Origin of the sequence: Streptomyces sp. CG4 (assembly GCF_041080655.1) — a bacterium.
GTDB lineage: Bacteria > Actinomycetota > Actinomycetes > Streptomycetales > Streptomycetaceae > Streptomyces.
The window spans coordinates 5,098,640-5,118,465 of the sequence record NZ_CP163525.1 but is presented as its reverse complement, the minus strand read 5'-3'; the positions used below and the strand labels follow the sequence as shown (position 1 = coordinate 5,118,465).

Below are 19,826 nucleotides of genomic sequence, written 5' to 3'. Positions count from 1 at the left end.
GTACGGGGCCCCGTACGAGAGCGGTGCGGCACCGCATATCCGCGCCTGGACTTGGGCATACGGCACCAATGGTCCGCGTTCCCGTCGCTGCCCTCCGCACGATGACGCACCGCCTGCGCCCCGCCGGACACGGCAGCCGCCCGCTCCCCGCCGCAGAACTCCGTGCCCCGAAGCTCCCCGCCCCGGAAGTCACCGCCCGCCCACGCCCCTGGCTGCGCGCCCTCGGTCTCACGGCCGTCGTCCTCGTCGGCGCCTGGCTGGGCCTGCTGATCGTGGGGAACGTACGGGCCCCGGTCGGCCCCATGAACACGACGATGGCGCTGCGCCCGTCGCTCAGCGGCGGCACGAAGATCAATATTTCGCCGTTGGGCGCGCTCACCCTGGACAGCCATGTGGCGCCCGTCCGCCTGGACGTGAACGTGGACCAGCTCGACCCGCTCCGCTCCCAGGCTCTGGTCGACCACCCCGAGCGGATCTCCGGCCTGCAGGACGAGGTCGTCAAGGACGTCGAGCACGACACGCTGGACCTGGCCGTGCGCTCCTGTGCCGCCGTGGTCGCCGGCGCCACCGCCCTCGGCCTCGCCGTCTACCGCAGCCCCCGCCGGGCCCTCACCGCCGGGGGCCTCGCCCTGACCCTGCTGGCCGCGTCCGGGGTGAGCGCGGCCGCCACCTGGAACCCGAAGTCGATTCTGGAGCCGAAGTTCTCCGGACTGCTCAGCTCGGCACCGTCGGTGGTCGGCAACGCGCGCAGCATCGTCTCCGACTTCGACGTCTACCAGAAGGAACTGGCCCGCCTGGTGACGAACGTGACGAAGCTCTACGACGTCACCTCCACGCTCCCGGCCTACCAGCCGGACCCCTCCACCATCCGGGTGCTGCACGTCTCGGACATCCATCTCAACCCGGCGAGCTGGAAGATCATCGCCTCGCTGGTGGAGCAGTACAAGGTGAACGTGATCGTCGACTCCGGCGACACGATGGACCATGGCATCGCGGCGGAGAACGGCTTCCTGGACCCGATCCGGGACCTGGCAGTGCCGTACGTCTGGGTGCGCGGGAACCACGACTCGCAGACCACCCAGCGCTATCTGGAGCGGATGAAGAACGTGCACGTCCTGGACGACGGCCGGGCCCAGACGGTCGCCGGACTGCGCTTCGCGGGCATCGGCGACCCGCAGTTCACCCCCGACCGCTCGGTGGAGCCCGGTGGCGACGCGGCCGAGCAGCTGGCGGGCGACCGGCTGGCCAGCGCCCTGCGCGACCAGAGGGTCCGGCACACCCCGGTCGACGTCGCCGTCGCCCACGAACCGGCCGCGGCGCGCGAGACCGACGGCGAGGTGCCGCTGGTGCTGTGCGGCCATCTGCACCACGAGGGGGACGAGAAGCTGCCCTACGGCACAAGGCTGCGCATGGAGGGCTCCACGGGCGGCAGCGGGCTGCGTGCGGTGGAGCGCAGCTACCCCGCCCCCATCGAGGCCTCGATCCTCTACTTCGACCGCGACAGCCGCCGGCTGCAGGCCTGGGACGCGATCAAGCTGGGCGGACTGGGCGAGACGACGGCGGAGGTCAGCCGCCACCTGGCCGACGACGCCCTCGGCCGGCGGGCCCACCACGGGAAACAGAGCGCCACCCGCACCCCGACGGCCCCTTCGCCCGCCTCTTCCGCACCGTCGCCGTAAACCGTTTTGGCGATACTCCCCGCCATCCCATATGCTTCTCACGTCCCCGACGCGCTGAGAAGCGCCCAGGCGGGCCGATAGCCCTCATCGTCTAGCGGCCTAGGACGCCGCCCTTTCAAGGCGGTAGCACGGGTTCGAATCCCGTTGGGGGCACGCAATACCGTGTGCGACACTGTTGCACGCACGCTTGGTCCTGTGGAGCAGTTTGGAGTGCTCGCCACCCTGTCAAGGTGGAGGCCGCGGGTTCAAATCCCGTCAGGACCGCTGGTGTTTCACGTGAAACACCGTGGCTGGGTAGCTCAGTTGGTACGAGCGTCCGCCTGAAAAGCGGAAGGTCGCCGGTTCGACCCCGGCCCCAGCCACAGCCACGAAGGCCCCGTTCGTCGAACGGGGCCTTCGTCATAGGGGGACACGCATGGCAGACGACTTCCGGGGTTTCGAGCTCGTCCGACGCGGATACGACCGTGCCCAGGTGGACGCCTATCTGACCCGGCTGACCTCGGGTACGGCACCGGAGGCGCCGCCCGTCTTCGACATTGTCCGGCGTGGGTACGACCGGGCACAGGTGGACGCACGAGTCGCGCAGCTGCTGAACGGGGGAGCGGGGAAATGAGCCAGGACCAGGCCACTGCCGTGACGACGGACAGCGCGCTGGAGAAGACCCAGGCGCGGTACGGGCTGCTCGCGTTGATCATCAGCAATCTGGCGATAGCCGCCGTCGCGATCTTCGGGGTGTGGCAGCTCGACGGGGACAAGTCCGTGATCGTCGGCATCCTGACCGCCGCGTTCACCGCCGTGAGCAGCATGACGACCGCGTACATGGGCATCAAGGCCGTCTCCAACACGGCGAAGTCGATCGCCCTGGGCCAGCAAGCCGCTGCGTCGGCCTCGACGCCGACCGTCTCCGCGCCGCCGGCCCAGCGCACGTCCTGAGGCAGCCGACGGTCTCCCGCCGTGGGGTGCCTGTCCTTCACCGAGCGCGGGTCCGTTGTGGTTGATCGCCTCCACGCGGCGGAGCCGCATATCGATACAGCCCCGCCCCCGGTCAAATCGTTCGCGTGTTTTTCCGATGGGGTGCGATCCTGGATCGCGTATGTCTACGCATCCCGCCCCCGTTCTCGGCACCCTCGCTCCCCGTCTGACCGAGTTGTCGCTGCGCGACGCGCATCGACTCGGCCGGCGGCTCGAGGGCGCGCGCAAGATCCGTAAGCCTGAGGCCCGCGCCGCCGTCCTCGCCGAGATCGAGGCGGAGGTCGGCAAGGCCGAGGTCCGGATGGCCGAGCGGCGCACCCGTGTGCCCGCGGTCGGCTACCCGGAGCAGCTGCCGGTCAGCCAGAAGAAGGATGTGATCGCGGCGGCCATCCGCGATCACCAGGTCGTCATCGTGGCCGGTGAGACCGGGTCCGGCAAGACCACGCAGATCCCCAAGATCTGTATGGAGCTGGGGCGGGGCGTGCGCGGCATGATCGGGCACACCCAGCCGCGCCGTATCGCCGCCCGGACCGTCGCCGAGCGGGTCGCGGAGGAGCTGCGGACGCCCCTCGGTGAGGCCGTCGGCTGGAAAGTCCGCTTCACCGACCAGGTGAACCCGGACGCCACCTTCATCAAGCTGATGACGGACGGCATCCTGCTCGCCGAGATCCAGACCGACCGCGAGCTGCGCGCCTACGACACGATCATCATCGACGAGGCCCACGAGCGGTCCCTCAACATCGACTTCCTGCTCGGCTATCTCGCGCAGCTGCTGCCGAAACGGCCGGACCTGAAGGTCGTCATCACCTCGGCGACCATCGATCCCGAGCGCTTCTCGCGGCACTTCGGGGACGCGCCGATCATCGAGGTCAGCGGCCGTACGTATCCGGTGGAGGTCCGCTACCGCCCGCTCCTCGAAGAGGACTCGGAGGACGCCGACCGCGATCAGATCACCGCCATCTGCGACGCGGTGGAGGAACTCCAGGCCGAGGGCCAGGGCGACATCCTCGTCTTCCTCTCCGGTGAGCGGGAGATCAGGGACACCGCCGACGCGCTGGAGAAGAAGAAGTACAGATTCACCGAGATCCTGCCCCTCTACGCCCGGCTGTCGCACGCCGAGCAGCACCGGGTCTTCCAGCCGCACACCGGGCGCAGGATCGTTCTGGCCACCAACGTCGCCGAGACGTCCCTGACCGTCCCCGGGATCAAGTACGTCATCGACCCCGGCTTCGCCCGGATCAGCCGCTACAGCCACCGCACCAAGGTCCAGCGGCTGCCGATCGAGCCGATCTCCCAGGCCAGCGCCAACCAGCGCAAGGGCCGCTGCGGCCGGACGAGCGACGGCATCTGCATCCGGCTGTACTCCGAGGACGACTTCGCCGGCCGCCCGGAGTTCACGGACGCGGAGATCCTCCGGACGAACCTCGCCTCCGTCATCCTGCAGATGACCGCCGCCGGCCTCGGCGACATCGAGAAGTTCCCCTTCATCGACCCGCCGGACCACCGCAACATCCGCGACGGCGTGCAGCTGTTGCAGGAGCTGGGCGCGCTCAACCCGGCCGAGAAGGACGTCCGCAAGCGGCTCACCGATACCGGCCGCAAGCTGGCCCAGCTGCCCGTCGACCCGCGCCTGGCCCGGATGGTCCTGGAGGCCGACAAGAACGGCTGTGTCCGCGAGGTCATGGTCATCGCCGCCGCGCTGTCCATCCAGGACCCGCGCGAGCGCCCGGCCGACAAGCAGACCCAGGCCGACCAGCAGCACGCCCGCTTCAAGGACGAGACCAGCGACTTCCTCGCCTATCTGAACCTCTGGGGCTATGTCCGCGAGCAGCAGAAGGAGCGGGGCTCCAGCTCCTTCCGCCGGATGTGCAAGCAGGAGTACCTGAACTTCCTGCGCATCCGCGAGTGGCAGGACATCTACACCCAGCTGCGCACGGTCGCCAAGCAGATGGGCATCCACCTCAACGAAGAGGACGCGGCCGGCGACCGCGTCCATGTCTCGCTCCTGGCCGGCCTGCTCTCCCACATCGGGATGAAGGACGTACGGGACGGCAACAAGAACGAGTACCTGGGCGCCCGCAGCGCCAAGTTCGCGATCTTCCCGGGCTCGGCGCTGTTCAAGAAGCAGCCGAAGTTCGTGATGTCGGCCGAGCTGGTGGAGACGAGCCGGCTGTGGGCGCGGGTCAACGCCAAGATCGAGCCCGACTGGGTCGAACCGCTCGCCGAACACCTCCTGAAGCGGACGTACAGCGAACCGCACTGGGAGAAGGACCAGGCAGCCGTGATGGCGTACGAGAAGGTCACGCTGTACGGCGTCCCGATCGTCGCCCAGCGCAAGGTGAACTACGGCCGGATCGACCCGGAGACGAGTCGCGAGCTGTTCATCCGCAACGCACTGGTCGAGGGCGACTGGCGTACGCACCACAAGTTCTACGCCGACAACCGCAGACTCCTCAGCGAGGTCGAGGAGCTGGAGCACCGGGCACGGCGCCGGGACATCGTGGTCGACGACGACACGCTCTTCGACTTCTACGACCAGCGAGTCCCCGAACACGTGGTGTCGGGCGCCCACTTCGACTCCTGGTGGAAGCGGAAGCGGCACGAGCAGCCGGACTTCCTGGACTTCGAGCGGGAGATGCTCATCCGGGAGTCGGCCGAGGCGGTCACGAAGGCCGACTACCCGGACTCCTGGCGGCAGGGGCAGCTGAAGTTCCGGGTGACGTACCAGTTCGAGCCGGGCGCCGACGCGGACGGGGTGACGGTGCACATCCCGCTCCAGGTCCTCAACCAGGTCACGGACGAGGGCTTCGACTGGCAGATCCCCGGCCTGCGCGAGGAGGTGGTGACGGAGCTGATCCGTACCCTCCCCAAGCCGATCCGCCGCCACTACGTGCCCGCGCCGAACTACGCGAAGGCTTTCCTTGAGCGGGCGGTGCCCCTGCAGGAGCCGCTGACCGTGACGATGACGCGCGAGCTCAAGCGGATGGTGGGCGTCCCGTTCGAGGCGGAGGACTTCGACTGGGCGAAGGTCCCCGACCACCTCAGGATCACCTTCCGGATCGTGGACGAGCGGCGCCGGAAGCTGGCCGAGGACAAGGACCTGGAGGCGCTGAAGCTCCAGCTGAAGCCGAAGGCGAGGAAGGCCCTGTCCCAGGCGGCCGCGGCAACCGCCTCCCGCGAGGGCGGCGAGTCCCTGGAGCGCAAGGGCCTCACCGACTGGACGATCGGCACGCTCACCCGGGTCTTCGAGACCCGCCGCGCGGGCCAGCCGGTGAAGGCGTACCCGGCGCTGGTGGACGACGGCGACACGGTCTCGGTCCGCCTCTTCGACACGGAGGCCGAGCAGGCCGAGGCGATGTGGAAGGGCACCCGGCGCCTCATCCTCCGCAACATCCCGGTGAACCCCGCGAAGTTCGCGTCCGAGAAGCTCACCAACGCCCAGAAGCTGGCCCTGTCGGCGAATCCGCACGGCTCCATCCAGGCCCTGTTCGACGACTGCGCGATGGCGGCGGCGGACAAGCTGATCGCGGACTTCGGCGGGCCGGTGTGGGACGAGGAGTCGTACCGGAAGCTGTACGACAAGGTGCGCGCGGAGATCGTCGACACGACGGTCCGTACGGTCGGCCAGGTGCAGCAGGTCCTCGCGGCCTGGCAGGCCTGTGAGCGCCGTCTGAAGGCCGTCGGCAGCCCCGTCCTCCTCGCGAACCTGACAGACGTCCGCAAGCAGCTGGACGCCCTCGTGAAGCCCGGTTTCGTGACGTGGGCCGGGATACGCCGCCTCCCCGACCTGATGCGCTACCTGGTCGCCGCCGACCGGCGCCTGCAGCAGATGCCGACCAACGTCCAGCGGGACACCACGCGCATGGAGAAGGTCCACGAGATGCAGGACGAGTACGCCTGGCTCCTGGAACAGCTCCCCCAGGGCCGCCCGGTGCCGCGGCAGGTCCTGGACATCCGGTGGATGATCGAGGAACTCCGGGTCAGCTATTTCGCCCACGCCCTGGGCACGGCGTACCCCGTCTCGGACAAGCGGATCGTGAAGGCGATCGACGCGGCCGTGCCGTAATCACGTGCGTACAGGGGGTGAGTTCGACCAGGCGGCCCCACCTCCTGTACAGTCTCTTCTCGCAGCGCAACGCACCAAAGCAAGCGCCGCGAAACCTGGTCCTGTGGAGCAGTTTGGAGTGCTCGCCACCCTGTCAAGGTGGAGGCCGCGGGTTCAAATCCCGTCAGGACCGCATAGCGAAGGGCCCCCTCGTGGGGCCCTTCTTCTGTTTCTGCCGCAGGCGTCCGTTGTTTCTGCCGCAGGCGTCCGTCACCTTGACGGCGTCACATTCCGTCGGTACCCAATGACCAGGGCCCGTTCCCCTGCGTGGTCCGCGGAGGTGGGGTATGGCGGCATCGGTCAGGCATGAGACGCGGGCGCTACTGAGGGCCCATCTGTCGGCCGCCTCGTCCTACCGGCACCTCACCCGCCACTGCCCCATCTGTCACCACCTGCTACGGCTGGCCATGGACGCCGGCCCACAGGCCCGGGAGGCGGGCGGGGAGGGCGTCGAGGACGAAGGTCCCCGCAGCGCATGACCAACGCCGGTCCCAACGGCCCGCCCAGCGTGGCACGCTGGAACAGGCCGTTCCACTAGCGCACACATGCCATCGGCAACAACCAGCAGGGCATGTGACGGGAGTCACCGCATGAGTTTCTGAAAGGGTGGAACTTACCCCTGCCCTACAACTGGTCAATTTAATATGTGCAATTGCACCCCCCTCAGGGGCACACGCAGCGGTTCCGACAGCCCTGCCCAGACTCCGACAAGGCCGCTCACAGAGACCCACCCAGGCCCTGACCAGCGCACAAAAAAGATCGCGCTGGACCCGGCGGAGTCCAGCGCGATCTACGACGCACCCTGTGTCGCTGCCTACAACGTTCTCTTCGGCTTGGGCGTGGGCCTGTTGGGGCAGGTCCCGCGTCGCTTGGAGCTAGGGTTCCGGGCGCCTCGACAGATTGGGGGACCCGCCGTTTTGCCCGGTTATGCAGTTGTTCAGGCTTCGCTGCGCTGCTGCGGGATGCCCGCGAGCAGAGCGCGGACCTCAGCCTCGCGGTAGCGGCGGTGCCCGCCGAGCGTGCGGATGGACGTGAGCTTGCCGGCCTTCGCCCACCGCGTGACCGTCTTGGGGTCGACGCGGAACATGGTGGCGACCTCAGCCGGGGTCAGCAGCGGCTCGGCATCAGGGGTGCGAGCGGTCATGAGCGGCCTCCTCGGGAGAACCGAACCTTCTCGGTTCTTTCCTCTAAATTCTGCACCTTGACCCGCGTTGCCCGAAATGGTGGACGCGAGTCGAGTCGGTTATAGGACGAACGGCTTGTCCTCGGCACTACAACTACACCATCTGTCCAGCCGCGTCGGCCAAACCGATGGAATTGCCCTCCCAGGTGTTCATCAGCGACGGAAGCCGATGGACCATGCCATAGCGGACAGTCACGCCGCTGTGACGATCAGTCACAGGGCGATCAGGAGCCACGAGACCCCCCAAAGCGTGCAATGCCGAGATTCCACCCAAGATGGAGCATAGTTGGACGGAAGGAGTCCTCCCCGGACTCCTTGTCCTATTTTGGCATGAGGGGCGGCAAGCGACGCAAGGGCCGCGTAAGTGCCGTCCATCACCCTTGAGGCAAAAGTCCAGATCGGGACCAACATCCCCTGACGGGGTCAAGTGTCGTAGACCGTACGTCGTTCGACACCATTCGAGCCGTGACGTACGTCACTTTGCGGCGTTCGGGGAACGTCAGTTTGCGGAACGCCGTTCCCGTACCGCCCGCCAGCGCTCCACGAGCCGCACATAGGCCTCCCCGGCCGCCGCCCCGTCACCCCGGCGCAGCGCCTCGATGCCGTCGGCCACGTCCGCCGCCGAGTGATCGCCCTCCAGATCGCCGGCCGGCAGCACATGCACCAGGCCGCCGTAGTCCAGCTCCACCAGCGAGCGCGGGTGGAACTCCTCCAGCCAGCGGCCGACGTCCACGAGACCGTCGATCAGGGGGCCCTCTCCGACGGTGTCCTTCAGCGTGCGCAGCGCCCGCGCGACCCGCCGCCGGGCCTGCACCATGGGCGTGCGGTAGCGCAGCAGCGGCGGCACCTCGGCGGTGCCCTTCTCGTACCGCCGCTCCTCGTCGGAGACCAGCACGAACCAGTTCAGCGGCACGTGCCAGGTCGCCGTACGGATCCACGGGCGGGCGTCGGGGTTGCGGGCGAGCCAGCGCTCGTAGTCCTGGGCGGCCTGGCGGCGTACGACCGGCGGGAGCACCGCGTCCAGGACCGGGGCGGGCAGCTCCTCCGCCAGCTCGCCGAGCGCCTGCCAGCCGCGCAGCCGGGTCCGCCAGGGGCAGACACAGACCACGCCGTCGACCTCCAGCACGAAGGCGTCGCCGCTCTCGTGCACCGGCACCGCGACCGGCGGGGTGGGCAGCAAGTCGGCGAGGGAGCGCCGCAGTTCGTCCTGGTAGGAGGGGCGGTCGGGGCGGCGGGCGTAGCGCGCCCAGTGGCCGCGCTCCGGCTCCGGGAAGGCACCCAGCGGCTCGTACACACGCAAGTACGCGGCATAGGGGACGACCACGGAGGACACCTTCGGCACGCCTGCTCCCTCCCCATCGGGCCCGGCTCGAAAACCGCTGCAAAACCACTGCAAATCGTGCCACGGACATGCGTGCACGAGCGGCCCGCGAGAGTGATCCTGAACACTGCACAGATGGTGGTCGTACCCAGGCTCTACGCTCAGGGCACGGCGCCCCGCCACCTGTACGGGGCTCCGCCCCACTCGCCGCTATTTACACAGGAGTCACCACAGTGACCGACGTAACCGGCGCACCCGCTGATGTCCTGCACACCCTGTTCCACTCGGATCAGGGGGGTCATGAGCAGGTCGTGCTCTGCCAGGATCGCGCCAGCGGCCTCAAGGCCGTGATCGCCATCCACTCCACCGCCCTGGGCCCGGCCCTCGGCGGCACGCGCTTCTATCCTTACGCCACCGAGGCCGAGGCCGTCGCCGACGCCCTCAACCTCGCGCGCGGGATGTCGTACAAGAACGCCATGGCCGGTCTGGACCACGGCGGCGGCAAGGCCGTGATCATCGGCGACCCGGAGCGCGACAAGACCGAGGAACTGCTCCTCGCCTACGGCCGGATGGTCGCCTCGCTCGGCGGGCGCTACGTCACCGCGTGCGACGTCGGCACCTACGTCGCCGACATGGACGTCGTGGCCCGCGAGTGCCGCTGGACCACCGGCCGCTCCCCCGAGAACGGCGGCGCCGGAGACTCCTCCGTACTCACCGCGTTCGGCGTCTACCAGGGCATGCGCGCCTCCGCGCAGCACCTGTGGGGCGACCCCTCGCTGCGCGGCCGCAAGGTCGGCATCGCGGGCGTCGGCAAGGTCGGCCACCACCTGGTGAAGCACCTGCGCGACGAGGGCGCCGAGGTCGTCGTCACGGACGTGCGCACGGACGCCGTGCAGCGGATCCTGGAGCAGTACCCGGTGGGCGTGACGGCGGTCGCCGACACCGAGGCGCTGATCCGGGGCGCCCATGTCGGCGGTCTGGACATCTATGCCCCCTGCGCGCTCGGCGGCGCGCTGAACGACGGCAGCGTGCCGGTGCTCACCGCCAAGGTGGTGTGCGGCGCGGCCAACAACCAGCTCGCGCACCCGGGCGTGGAGAAGGACCTGGCCGACCGCGGCATCCTGTACGCGCCGGACTACGTGGTGAACGCCGGCGGGGTCATCCAGGTGGCCGACGAACTGCACGGGTTCGACTTCGACCGGTGCAGGGCGAAGGCGGCGAAGATCTTCGACACCACGCTGGCCATATTCGCACGTGCGAAGGAAGACGGGATCCCGCCGGCCGCCGCGGCCGACCGGATCGCCGAGCAGCGGATGGCCGAGGCCCGCGCGGGACGCACCGCACACTGACTCGGTCGCACACGTGAGCGGTACCCGTCGGCGGGAACTTAGAGAGAACTCTCACTTCCCCCGGCGGGTCGTTCCCCGATAAGTGGTTAAAATCGCCACTGACCAGCGAGGACAGGGCGCCTCGAAGGTCCTGGGCACACGCGCGTGCTGCGGGCGACGTACCGTATGGGCGCGGGCTCAGGTACCGTGGAAGCCCTACGGACCGGCCTCTCCACGGAGAGTCCGTTCCAGATCATGAACGCGTGTCAGACTCTGGGGCCGTTGAGCCCCTGTCACCGAGGGGGTCGAGCCATGGGGCGCGGCCGGGCCAAGGCCAAGCAGACAAAGGTCGCCCGCCAGCTGAAGTACAACAGCGGTGGGACTGACCTGTCACGTCTGGCCAGTGAACTGGGCGCATCGACTTCGAGCCAGCCGCCGAACGGCGAGCCGTTCGAGGACGATGAGAACGACGAGGACGATCTCTACTCTCGTTACGCCGACCTCTACGAGGACGACGACGAGGAAGAGGACGACAAGGATCCTCACCAACAGCACCGTCGCGGCGCTTGACCTTGCAGTGACCAGTCCGGTCGGTGGCTCTGCCACCGACCGGTTTCTGTGCTTTCCGCACGGTCACCGCCCGCCGGACCGGGCGGCGGCGCTCTTAACGTGAATACGTCCCGACCAGCTCGGCGCCGGTCTCCTTCGTGCCCCGGTCGGTGATCTCGCCGGCCACCCAGGCGTCGACGCCGCGGTCGGCCAGGGTCGCGAGGGCCGCCTCGGTGGACTCCTCGGGGACGATCGCCATCATGCCGACGCCCATGTTGAGGGTCTTCTCCAGCTCCAGGCGCTCGACGTTCCCGGTCTGCCCGACCAGGTCGAAGATCGCGCCCGGGGTCCAGGTGGAGCGGTCGACGACGGCGTGCAGCTCGTCCGGGATCACGCGGGCCAGGTTGGCCGCGAGCCCGCCGCCGGTGATGTGCGAGAACGCGTGCACATCGGTGGTGCGGGTCAGCGCCAGGCAGTCCAGCGAGTAGATCTTGGTGGGCTCCAGCAGCTCCTCACCGAGGCTGCGGCCCAGCTCGGCGATCTCCGCCTCCAGGGCGAGGCCGGCGCGGTCCAGCAGGACGTGCCGGACCAGGGAGTACCCGTTCGAGTGAAGCCCGGAGGACGCCATGGCGATCACCGCGTCACCCTTACGGATGCGATCCGCGCCGAGCAGCCGGTCGGCCTCCACGACGCCGGTACCGGCGCCGGCGACATCGAAGTCGTCCGCGCCCAGCAGGCCCGGGTGCTCGGCCGTCTCGCCGCCCACCAGAGCGCACCCGGCGAGCACACAACCCTCCGCGATGCCCTTCACGATGGCCGCGACCCGCTCGGGGTGGACCTTGCCGACACAGATGTAGTCGGTCATGAACAGCGGCTCGGCGCCGCACACCACGATGTCGTCCATGACCATGGCGACCAGGTCGTGGCCGATGGTGTCGTAGACGCCCATACGGCGGGCCACGTCGACCTTCGTGCCGACGCCGTCCGTGGCGGAGGCGAGCAGCGGGCGCTCGTAACGCTTGAGGGCGGAGGCGTCGAAGAGGCCGGCGAAACCGCCGAGGCCGCCGAGGACCTCGGGGCGCCGGGTCTTCTTCACCCACTCCTTCATCAGCTCTACGGCGCGGTCGCCCGCCTCGATGTCGACACCGGCAGCCGCGTAGGAAGCACCGGAGGACTGACTCTCAGACATTGCCTGGGATCTTTCGGGTTGGTTTCTACGAGGCTTACGGGCGACGGATCGCGTCGGCCGCGGCCGTGGCGGCGGGACCGGCCGCCAGCTCGGTCTCCAGCAGCTGCTTGCCGAGCAGCTCGGGGTCCGGCAGCTCCATCGGGTACTCGCCGTCGAAGCAGGCGCGGCACAGGTTCGGCTTGGCGATGGTGGTCGCCTCGATCATGCCGTCGATGGAGATGTACGCGAGCGAGTCGGCGCCGAGGCTGGTGCCGATCTCCTCGATGGTCATGCCGTTGGCGATCAGCTCCGCGCGGGTGGCGAAGTCGATACCGAAGAAGCAGGGCCACTTCACCGGCGGCGAGGAGATCCGGATGTGGACCTCGGCGGCGCCGGCCTCGCGGAGCATGCGGACCAGGGCCCGCTGGGTGTTGCCGCGCACGATCGAGTCGTCGACGACGACCAGGCGCTTGCCCTTGATGACTTCCTTCAGCGGGTTCAGCTTCAGGCGGATGCCGAGCTGGCGGATGGTCTGCGAGGGCTGGATGAAGGTCCGGCCGACGTAGGCGTTCTTCACCAGGCCCGCGCCGAAGGGGATGCCGGAGGCCTCCGCGTAGCCGATGGCGGCCGGGGTGCCGGACTCCGGGGTGGCTATGACCAGGTCGGCCTCGACGGGCGCTTCCTTGGCGAGCCGGCGGCCCATCTCCACCCGGGAGAGGTACACGTTCCGGCCGGCGATGTCGGTGTCCGGGCGGGCCAGGTACACATACTCGAAGACACAGCCCTTGGGCTTCGCTTCTGCGAATCGGGAGGAGCGCAGGCCATTCTCGTCGATGGCGACGAACTCGCCCGGCTCGATCTCGCGGACGAAGCTGGCGCCGCAGATGTCCAGGGCTGCGCTCTCGGAGGCGACGACCCAGCCGCGCTCCAGGCGGCCGAGGACCAGCGGACGGATGCCCTGCGGGTCGCGGGCGGCGTAGAGGGTGTGCTCGTCCATGAAGACGAGGGAGAAGGCGCCGCGCACCTTCGGGAGCACCGCGTGGGCGGCCTCCTCGATGGTCAGCGGCTTGCCGTCCGCGTCGACCTGGGCGGCGAGCAGGGCCGTCAGCAGGTCGGTGTCGTTGGTGGCCGCGACCCGGCTGGAGCGGCTGTTGTTGTCGTTCGGCAGGTCGGCGACCATCTCGGCGAGCTGGGCCGTGTTGACCAGGTTGCCGTTGTGGCCGAGCGCGATCGAGCCGTGCGCGGTGGCACGGAACGTCGGCTGGGCGTTCTCCCACACGGAGGCGCCGGTGGTCGAGTAGCGGGCGTGTCCGACCGCGATGTGACCCTGGAGCGAACCGAGCGAGGTCTCGTCGAAGACCTGGGAGACCAGGCCCATGTCCTTGAAGACGAGGATCTGGGAGCCGTTGCTGACCGCGATTCCCGCGGATTCCTGACCCCGGTGCTGGAGGGCGTAGAGCCCGAAGTACGTGAGCTTTGCGACCTCTTCACCCGGAGCCCAGACGCCGAAGACGCCGCAAGCGTCCTGGGGGCCCTTCTCGCCGGGAAGCAGATCGTGATTGAGTCGACCGTCACCACGTGGCACGGCACCGAGTGTAGGCGAGGTCGACCACTGGTCCGAATTGGGGATACGCGCCTCTAACGGATCACTTCGTGTCGATCTCCTTGGCGGTTTCCTCGTTTGCACTGGTCAGCCGAGGTGTTCTTGCCCTTTGGGTGATCGTCCGGGGCTCGCGGCGCGGCGGTCGCGGGCCCGTTCACGGGGTGCCTGAGTGAGGTGTCGCACATCATTCGGGCGTACTGCGGGTGAGCTGGATGCGGTCGCCGGCGCCGTCGGTGAGCGTCAGCTTCCCGTCGTCGGCCTTGGCGACGAGCGTGCCGGTGGTGAGGGCGCCGGAGAGGGCGCGCTCGAAGTCCATCCGGTCCGGGGCGCAGGCCATCCTGGTCGTGCGCAGGGCGCCGAAGGTGATGTGGTCGCCGTGGACCGTGGCCCGGGCGCTGAACTGGTTGCAGCCGAGGTTTCCGGCCGCGCTGCCGTCCGCGTCGATGCGGAGGCGGGCGGCGGTGGGCGCGTGCCGGGTCGTACCGCCGGCGGTGAGGCTGTCGACCCGCCAGTCGACGCCGGTCACGGGCTGCTGGACGCTCACCCGTCCACTGTCCGCCTTTCCCGTGCCACAGGCCACCGTGAGCGGGACGAACGCGGCGGCCACCGTCAGGATCATGCGCTGCTTGTACCGGTTCATGCCGGTTCGACGCTCCGGCGGTACGACCGGTTCCGCAACGACCGGACCCGCTACGCCATCAGCGGCAGCAGCCCCCCGATGTCCGCCCGCTCCCCACTGGCGCTCACCTTGGCCGCTTCCACCGCCTGCTGCCAGCTCACGCGCCCGGTGGCGAGCCGCAGCCAGGTCAGCGGGTCGGTCTCGACGACGTTGGGCGGGGTGCCACGGGTGTGCCGGGGCCCCTCGACGCACTGCACGACGGCGTACGGCGGCACGCGCACCTCGGTCGAGCCGCCGGGCGCCTTCACGGCGAGGGCGTCGGCGAGCAGCCGGGTGGCGGCGGCCAGGGCCTGCCGGTCGTACGGCACGTCCAGCCCGGCCACGGCGGCGTTCAGGTCGTCGGTGTGGACGACGAGTTCGACGGCGCGGGTGACCAGGTAGTCGTCCAGCGGCAGCGTGCCCGCGTTGGTCTCCAGCAGCCGGCCGCCGGGGTGCTCGGCGAGGAGGGTGCGCAGGGACGCGTCGATGTCCGCGAGACAGGCGTCCAGGTCGGGCTGGTCCGCGGCGAGGCCGCGGGTGAACTCGTCGATGGCCGAGGCGCTCGCGGCGGTGGCGAAGGGCCACTCGACGACCGTCACGTCCTGCTTCGGCGGCGCCGGCCGGTCGAGGGCGCGGTGCACGGCGGTGACCGCCATGGCGATGTGCGCGATCAGCTCCCGTACGGTCCACTCGCCGAGCCGCGTGGGCAAGGCCAGTTGCTCGGCGTCGAGACCGCGCACGGCCTCCCGCACATGGCCGAGCTGGGCGAGGACGGCGGCGCGGGTCCTGGCGGGGTCGTAGCTGCGGGCACGCTTCTTGGCCGGAGGCATGGCGGTGAGCCTATGCCGTCACGGCCTGGCCCTTCCCCTCCGGGCCACCCTCTCCGGCACGCCCCCGGCCGCCGCTACGAGAAGGGCCCCGCCCGGAGTTCCGGACGGGGCCCTCACCGGCGTACGACGATCACGCCAGCAGCGCCGGAATGGTCTCCTCGTGCGCCTTCCGCAGCTCCTCCAGGGTCAGCGCGAACGCGCCCTGGACCTCGACCGAGTCTCCGTCCACGACACCGACGCGGGTGGCCGGCAGGCCCCGCGCACCGCACATGTCGTTGAAGCGGACCTCCTCCGAGCGCGGCACGGCGACGATCGCGCGCCCGGCCGACTCGGAGAACAGGAAGGTGAAGGCGTCGAGCCCGTCCGGTACGACCAGACGCGCGCCCTTGGCGCCGAGCAGCGCCGACTCCACGACCGCCTGCACCAGACCGCCGTCGGACAGGTCGTGCGCGGAGTCGATCATGCCGTCGCGGGAGGCGGAGATCAGGATCTCGGCCAGCAGCCGCTCGCGCTCCAGGTCCACGGTCGGCGGCAGACCGCCGAGGTGGTCGTGGACCACCTGGGACCAGGCCGAGCCGCCGAACTCCTCGCGCGTGTCGCCCAGGAGGTAGATCAGCTGGCCCTCCTCCTGGAAGGCGACCGGGGTGCGGCGGGCGACGTCGTCGATGACGCCGAGGACGGCGACCACCGGCGTCGGGTGGATGGCCACCTCGCCCGTCTGGTTGTAGAGCGAGACGTTGCCGCCCGTGACCGGCGTGCCCAGCTGCTGGCAGGCGTCCGCCAGACCGCGTACCGCCTCCGCGAACTGCCACATCACCGCCGGGTCCTCCGGCGAGCCGAAGTTCAGGCAGTCCGACACCGCGAGCGGCCGGGCGCCCGTCGTCGCCACGTTCCGGTAGGCCTCCGCCAGCGCCAGCTGGGCGCCCGTGTACGGGTCCAGCTTGGCGTAACGGCCGTTGCCGTCCGTGGCGATGGCGACGCCGAGGCCACTCGACTCGTCGATGCGGATCATGCCCGAGTCCTCGGGCTGGGCCAGCACCGTGTTGCCCTGCACGAAGTGGTCGTACTGGGACGTGATCCACTTCTTGGAGGCCTGGTTGGGTGATCCCACCAGCTTCAGGACCTGGTCCTTGAGCTCTTCGCCGGACGACGGCCTGGGCAGCTTGTTCGCGTCGTCGGCCTGGAGGGTGTCCTGCCAGGACGGGCGGGCGTACGGGCGCTCGTAGACCGGGCCCTCGTGGGCCACGGTCCGCGGGTCGACGTCGACGATCTTGCCGCCGTGCCAGTAGATCTCCAGGCGGTCGCCGTCCGTCACCTCGCCGATGACGGTGGCGATGACGTCCCACTTCTCGCAGATCTCCAGGAAGCGGTCGACCTTCTCCGGCTCGACCACCGCGCACATGCGTTCCTGCGACTCGCTCATGAGGATCTCCTCAGGAGACAGGGTCGAGTCACGCAGCGGGACGTCGTCCAGAGTCACGCGCATGCCGCCGGAGCCGTTCGACGCCAGCTCGCTCGTCGCACACGAGAGGCCGGCCGCGCCCAGGTCCTGGATACCGACGACCAGCTTCTCCCGGAAGGCCTCCAGGGTGCACTCGATGAGCAGCTTCTCCTGGAAGGGGTCGCCGACCTGGACCGCAGGGCGCTTCGACGGCTTGCCCGTGCCGGAGGCACTGTCAGATGCAGTGTCGAAGGTCTCGGACGCGAGGATCGAGGCACCGCCGATGCCGTCACCACCCGTACGAGCCCCGTACAGGATGACCTTGTTGCCCGCGCCGGAGGCCTTGGCGAGGTGGATGTCCTCGTGCCGCATCACACCGATGGCACCGGCGTTGACCAGGGGATTTCCCTGGTAGCAGGAGTCGAAGACGACCTCGCCGCCGATGTTGGGCAGGCCCAGGCAGTTGCCGTAGCCGCCGATGCCCGCGACCACGCCCGGCAGGACGCGCTTGGTGTCGGGGTGGTCGGCGGCGCCGAAGCGCAGCGGGTCCACGACCGCGACCGGGCGGGCGCCCATCGCGATGATGTCGCGGACGATGCCGCCGACGCCGGTGGCCGCGCCCTGGTAGGGCTCGACGTACGACGGGTGGTTGTGCGACTCGACCTTGAAGGTGACCGCGTAACCCTGGCCGACGTCCACCACGCCCGCGTTCTCGCCGATGCCGACGAGCAGGGCGTCGTTCTCGGGGGCCTTCTCGCCGAACTGGCGCAGATGGACCTTGGAGGACTTGTACGAGCAGTGCTCGGACCACATGACCGAGTACATGGCGAGCTCGGCGCCGGTCGGGCGGCGGCCGAGGATCTCCACCACCCGCTCGTACTCGTCCTTCTTCAGGCCGAGTTCGGCCCAGGGCAGCTCGACGTCGGGGGTCGCGGCCGCGTGCTCGACCGTGTCCAGAGGCGTCCGGCTCATGCGTTGACCAGCTTCTTGAGGATCGAGGTGAAGAAGGGGAGACCGTCCGTGCGGCCGGTGCCGATCAGCGGCTCCACGGCGTGCTCCGGGTGCGGCATGAGGCCGACGACGTTCCCGGCCTCGTTGGTGATGCCGGCGATGTCCCGCAGCGAGCCGTTCGGATTGAAGTCCAGGTACCGGAAGACGACCCGGCCCTCCGCCTCCAGCTTGTCGAGGGTGTACGCGTCGGCGACGTACCGGCCGTCCATGTTCTTCAGCGGGATGTGGATCTCCTGGCCGGCGCGGTAGTCACCGGTCCAGGCGGTCTCCGCGTTCTCCACCCGCAGCTTCTGGTCGCGGCAGATGAAGTGGAGGTGGTCGTTGCCGAGCATCGCGCCCGGGAGGAGATGGGCCTCGGTGAGGACCTGGAAGCCGTTGCAGATACCGAGGACGGGGAGGCCGGACTTCGCCTGCTCGATGACGGTCTCCATCACCGGTGAGAACCGGGAGATGGCACCGGCGCGCAGATAGTCGCCGTAGGAGAAACCGCCGGGGAGGACGACGGCGTCGACCTGGTGCAGGTTCTTGTCCTTGTGCCACAGGGCGACGGGTTCGGCGCCGGCCAGGCGGATCGCGCGCTGGGTGTCCCGGTCGTCGAGGCTGCCCGGGAAAGTGACGACGCCAATACGAGCGGTCACTTGGCCGCCTCCGCGACTTCCGCCGCCTCTTCCACCTTGACGGTGAAGTCCTCGATCACGGTGTTCGCGAGGAAGGATTCCGCAAGATCGTGGATGCGGGCGAGCGCGGCCTCGTCGACCGGCCCGTCAACTTGAAGCTCGAAACGCTTTCCCTGACGTACGTCCGAGATCCCCTCGAAACCCAGGCGCGGCAGCGCACGCTGGACCGCCTGGCCCTGGGGGTCGAGGATCTCCGGCTTGAGCATGACGTCGACTACGACGCGTGCCACTGGCACTCCCGGTGTGTGGTGCTGAGCAGGTTCCTTCAGACTACCCGCACAAAATTTCTACGCGGGTAGAGTTGGAGGAAAGTACGTGAGGCGCATCACGATCCGGTGTCGAACCCGTGCGGCCACGAAAAGTTCTGGGAAAGTTCCACGGTCCGCCCGGTCCGCCTATTGTGTTCGGACACGCGGGCGGATTTAGTCGGGCTTCACTTTGGATTGCCGGGCACTGTACAAATGAATTGGCAATAGCCGATACTCGGCACGTCATCGCCGTGAGCTGTATCGACGTGCCGCACGAAGGGACCGATATTCGTGGCGCAAAAGGTCGTGGTCACTCTCTTTGACGACATCGACGGCTCGGAAGCGGCGGAAACGATCGCCTTCGGACTCGACGGCAAGTCGTACGAGATCGACCTGAACTCAACCAACGCCAAGAAACTGCGCAAGGCGCTCGCGCCCTACGTCGAGGCCGGCCGCAAGCGGTCGCGGTCCGGCAAGGCGTACAAGCAGACCGAGGTCGCCCCCGACCCGGCGGCCGTCCGCGCCTGGGCCCAGGCCAACAAGATGGACGTCCCGGCCCGCGGCCGCATCCCCAAGAAGGTCTACGAGGCCTTCAGTGCCGCGCGGTAGCGCCCGCGCAGTGAAGCCCGCGAAGGGGCGGTCCTCAGGGTCCGTCAGTGGACCCTGAGGACCGTGCACTTGACCGGCGAGGGGCGCCTACGAGGCCGTGCGGGAGCCGACTTGCGCTACCCCCCTGCTGATCAGCTAATGTCTGGGACACGCCGAGGGGCGAGGCCGAAAGGCCACAACCCCGAGGACCGTGCGGGTGTAGTTCAGTAGCAGAACATCCCCCTTCCAGGGGGAAGGCGCAGTGTGCGATTCCTGTCACCCGCTCTGGCACCGGTCAGAACCACTCTCGTGGATCAGGTAGGCTGGTGCTCGCACCGATCGGTGGGAGCCGGTCGGGAGCAGTGCGGACGTAGCTCAGTTGGTAGAGCGCAACCTTGCCAAGGTTGAGGTCGCGAGTTCGAGCCTCGTCGTCCGCTCCATGAAAGAGACCCCGGTCCACTGGAC

17 protein-coding genes and 6 tRNA genes are annotated in these 19,826 nt (G+C 69.1%); 14 read left to right on the top strand and 9 right to left on the bottom strand.

The window, feature by feature from the left end; translation table 11 throughout:
- Window positions 1-68 precede the first annotated feature (68 nt).
- From AB5L52_RS23175 to AB5L52_RS23135, 9 genes are all read left to right on the top strand, one after another.
- Window positions 69-1,679, top strand: coding sequence for a metallophosphoesterase (locus AB5L52_RS23175; RefSeq protein ID WP_369365934.1), 1,611 nt, complete (start codon window positions 69-71; stop codon window positions 1,677-1,679).
- 80 nt (window positions 1,680-1,759) lie between these two features.
- Window positions 1,760-1,832, top strand: a tRNA-Glu gene (locus AB5L52_RS23170).
- A 36-nt stretch (window positions 1,833-1,868) separates the two neighbouring features.
- Window positions 1,869-1,943 (top strand) — tRNA-Asp (locus tag AB5L52_RS23165).
- Window positions 1,944-1,967: 24 nt separating this feature from the next.
- Window positions 1,968-2,041: transfer RNA gene (locus AB5L52_RS23160), tRNA-Phe, on the top strand.
- A gap of 53 nt (window positions 2,042-2,094) precedes the next feature.
- Entirely contained in the window at window positions 2,095-2,292 is a 198-nt protein-coding gene (locus AB5L52_RS23155) for a DivIVA domain-containing protein (protein ID WP_351016512.1), read from the top strand.
- Window positions 2,289-2,612, top strand: a complete 324-nt coding sequence (locus tag AB5L52_RS23150; RefSeq protein ID WP_351571139.1) for a hypothetical protein — start codon at window positions 2,289-2,291, stop codon at window positions 2,610-2,612. Before AB5L52_RS23155 ends, AB5L52_RS23150 begins: the two co-directional genes overlap by 4 nt.
- Window positions 2,613-2,772: 160 nt before the next feature.
- Complete coding sequence (gene hrpA, locus AB5L52_RS23145; protein ID WP_351016518.1) at window positions 2,773-6,717, top strand: ATP-dependent RNA helicase HrpA; 3,945 nt, start codon at window positions 2,773-2,775, stop codon at window positions 6,715-6,717.
- A 97-nt stretch (window positions 6,718-6,814) separates the two neighbouring features.
- Window positions 6,815-6,889 (top strand) — tRNA-Asp (locus AB5L52_RS23140).
- A gap of 154 nt (window positions 6,890-7,043) precedes the next feature.
- On the top strand, window positions 7,044-7,235 hold the full coding sequence (locus AB5L52_RS23135) for a DUF6274 family protein (RefSeq protein WP_351016521.1): 192 nt from the start codon (window positions 7,044-7,046) through the stop codon (window positions 7,233-7,235).
- A 458-nt stretch (window positions 7,236-7,693) separates the two neighbouring features.
- Here AB5L52_RS23135 and bldC read toward each other — a convergent pair whose 3' ends face one another.
- Both bldC and AB5L52_RS23125 read right to left on the bottom strand, forming a co-directional pair.
- Entirely contained in the window at window positions 7,694-7,900 is a 207-nt protein-coding gene (bldC, locus tag AB5L52_RS23130; protein ID WP_003949541.1) for a developmental transcriptional regulator BldC, read from the bottom strand.
- Window positions 7,901-8,438: 538 nt separating this feature from the next.
- Window positions 8,439-9,281, bottom strand: a complete 843-nt coding sequence (locus tag AB5L52_RS23125) for a hypothetical protein (protein WP_369365931.1) — start codon at window positions 9,279-9,281, stop codon at window positions 8,439-8,441.
- A 212-nt stretch (window positions 9,282-9,493) separates the two neighbouring features.
- Here AB5L52_RS23125 and AB5L52_RS23120 point away from each other — a divergent pair, with 212 nt between their 5' ends.
- A complete protein-coding gene (locus tag AB5L52_RS23120; RefSeq protein WP_351016527.1) occupies window positions 9,494-10,609 on the top strand; it encodes a Glu/Leu/Phe/Val dehydrogenase dimerization domain-containing protein in 1,116 nt (371 codons plus the stop codon).
- A 291-nt stretch (window positions 10,610-10,900) separates the two neighbouring features.
- On the top strand, window positions 10,901-11,158 hold the full coding sequence (locus AB5L52_RS23115) for a DUF3073 domain-containing protein (protein WP_023548946.1): 258 nt from the start codon (window positions 10,901-10,903) through the stop codon (window positions 11,156-11,158).
- Between the two features lie 94 nt (window positions 11,159-11,252).
- Here the strand turns inward: AB5L52_RS23115 and purM are convergent, their stop codons facing one another.
- The 7 genes from purM to purS all read right to left on the bottom strand — a co-directional run bounded on the left by purM (window position 11,253) and on the right by purS (window position 18,755).
- Entirely contained in the window at window positions 11,253-12,326 is a 1,074-nt protein-coding gene (purM, locus tag AB5L52_RS23110) for a phosphoribosylformylglycinamidine cyclo-ligase (protein WP_369365929.1), read from the bottom strand.
- A gap of 34 nt (window positions 12,327-12,360) precedes the next feature.
- A complete protein-coding gene (gene purF / locus AB5L52_RS23105) occupies window positions 12,361-13,890 on the bottom strand; it encodes an amidophosphoribosyltransferase (RefSeq protein WP_351016533.1) in 1,530 nt (509 codons plus the stop codon).
- Window positions 13,891-14,092: 202 nt separating this feature from the next.
- Window positions 14,093-14,548, bottom strand: a complete 456-nt coding sequence (locus AB5L52_RS23100; protein ID WP_369365927.1) for an META domain-containing protein — start codon at window positions 14,546-14,548, stop codon at window positions 14,093-14,095.
- A 50-nt stretch (window positions 14,549-14,598) separates the two neighbouring features.
- Window positions 14,599-15,396: a sterol carrier family protein gene (locus AB5L52_RS23095; RefSeq protein WP_369365925.1), complete on the bottom strand. Its 798-nt coding sequence runs from the start codon at window positions 15,394-15,396 to the stop codon at window positions 14,599-14,601.
- Between the two features lie 130 nt (window positions 15,397-15,526).
- On the bottom strand, window positions 15,527-17,809 hold the full coding sequence (gene purL / locus AB5L52_RS23090) for a phosphoribosylformylglycinamidine synthase subunit PurL (RefSeq protein WP_369365923.1): 2,283 nt from the start codon (window positions 17,807-17,809) through the stop codon (window positions 15,527-15,529).
- A complete protein-coding gene (purQ, locus tag AB5L52_RS23085; protein WP_351016544.1) occupies window positions 17,806-18,486 on the bottom strand; it encodes a phosphoribosylformylglycinamidine synthase subunit PurQ in 681 nt (226 codons plus the stop codon). Before purQ ends, purL begins: the two co-directional genes overlap by 4 nt.
- Window positions 18,483-18,755, bottom strand: coding sequence for a phosphoribosylformylglycinamidine synthase subunit PurS (gene purS / locus AB5L52_RS23080; protein ID WP_351016547.1), 273 nt, complete (start codon window positions 18,753-18,755; stop codon window positions 18,483-18,485). The genes purQ and purS overlap by 4 nt, the downstream gene beginning before the upstream one ends.
- A gap of 309 nt (window positions 18,756-19,064) precedes the next feature.
- On the opposite strand from purS, the gene AB5L52_RS23075 reads away from it, so the two are divergent.
- From AB5L52_RS23075 to AB5L52_RS23065, 3 genes are all read left to right on the top strand, one after another.
- Entirely contained in the window at window positions 19,065-19,382 is a 318-nt protein-coding gene (locus tag AB5L52_RS23075; RefSeq protein ID WP_351016550.1) for an Lsr2 family protein, read from the top strand.
- A 192-nt stretch (window positions 19,383-19,574) separates the two neighbouring features.
- Window positions 19,575-19,646 (top strand) — tRNA-Gly (locus AB5L52_RS23070).
- A 79-nt stretch (window positions 19,647-19,725) separates the two neighbouring features.
- A tRNA-Gly gene (locus tag AB5L52_RS23065) sits at window positions 19,726-19,801 on the top strand.
- The last annotated feature ends 25 nt before the right edge of the window (window positions 19,802-19,826 follow it).

Coding starts and splice junctions, on each gene's coding strand:
- AB5L52_RS23155 (WP_351016512.1), top strand. CDS start 2,095: ATGGCAGACGACTTCCGGGGTTTCGAGCTCGTCCGACGCGGATACGAC.
- purM (WP_369365929.1), bottom strand. CDS start 12,326: ATGTCTGAGAGTCAGTCCTCCGGTGCTTCCTACGCGGCTGCCGGTGTC.
- purL (WP_369365923.1), bottom strand. CDS start 17,809: ATGAGCCGGACGCCTCTGGACACGGTCGAGCACGCGGCCGCGACCCCC.
- AB5L52_RS23095 (WP_369365925.1), bottom strand. CDS start 15,396: ATGCCTCCGGCCAAGAAGCGTGCCCGCAGCTACGACCCCGCCAGGACC.
- bldC (WP_003949541.1), bottom strand. CDS start 7,900: ATGACCGCTCGCACCCCTGATGCCGAGCCGCTGCTGACCCCGGCTGAG.
- AB5L52_RS23135 (WP_351016521.1), top strand. CDS start 7,044: ATGGCGGCATCGGTCAGGCATGAGACGCGGGCGCTACTGAGGGCCCAT.
- AB5L52_RS23100 (WP_369365927.1), bottom strand. CDS start 14,548: ATGAACCGGTACAAGCAGCGCATGATCCTGACGGTGGCCGCCGCGTTC.
- AB5L52_RS23115 (WP_023548946.1), top strand. CDS start 10,901: ATGGGGCGCGGCCGGGCCAAGGCCAAGCAGACAAAGGTCGCCCGCCAG.
- AB5L52_RS23175 (WP_369365934.1), top strand. CDS start 69: ATGGTCCGCGTTCCCGTCGCTGCCCTCCGCACGATGACGCACCGCCTG.
- hrpA (WP_351016518.1), top strand. CDS start 2,773: ATGTCTACGCATCCCGCCCCCGTTCTCGGCACCCTCGCTCCCCGTCTG.
- AB5L52_RS23150 (WP_351571139.1), top strand. CDS start 2,289: ATGAGCCAGGACCAGGCCACTGCCGTGACGACGGACAGCGCGCTGGAG.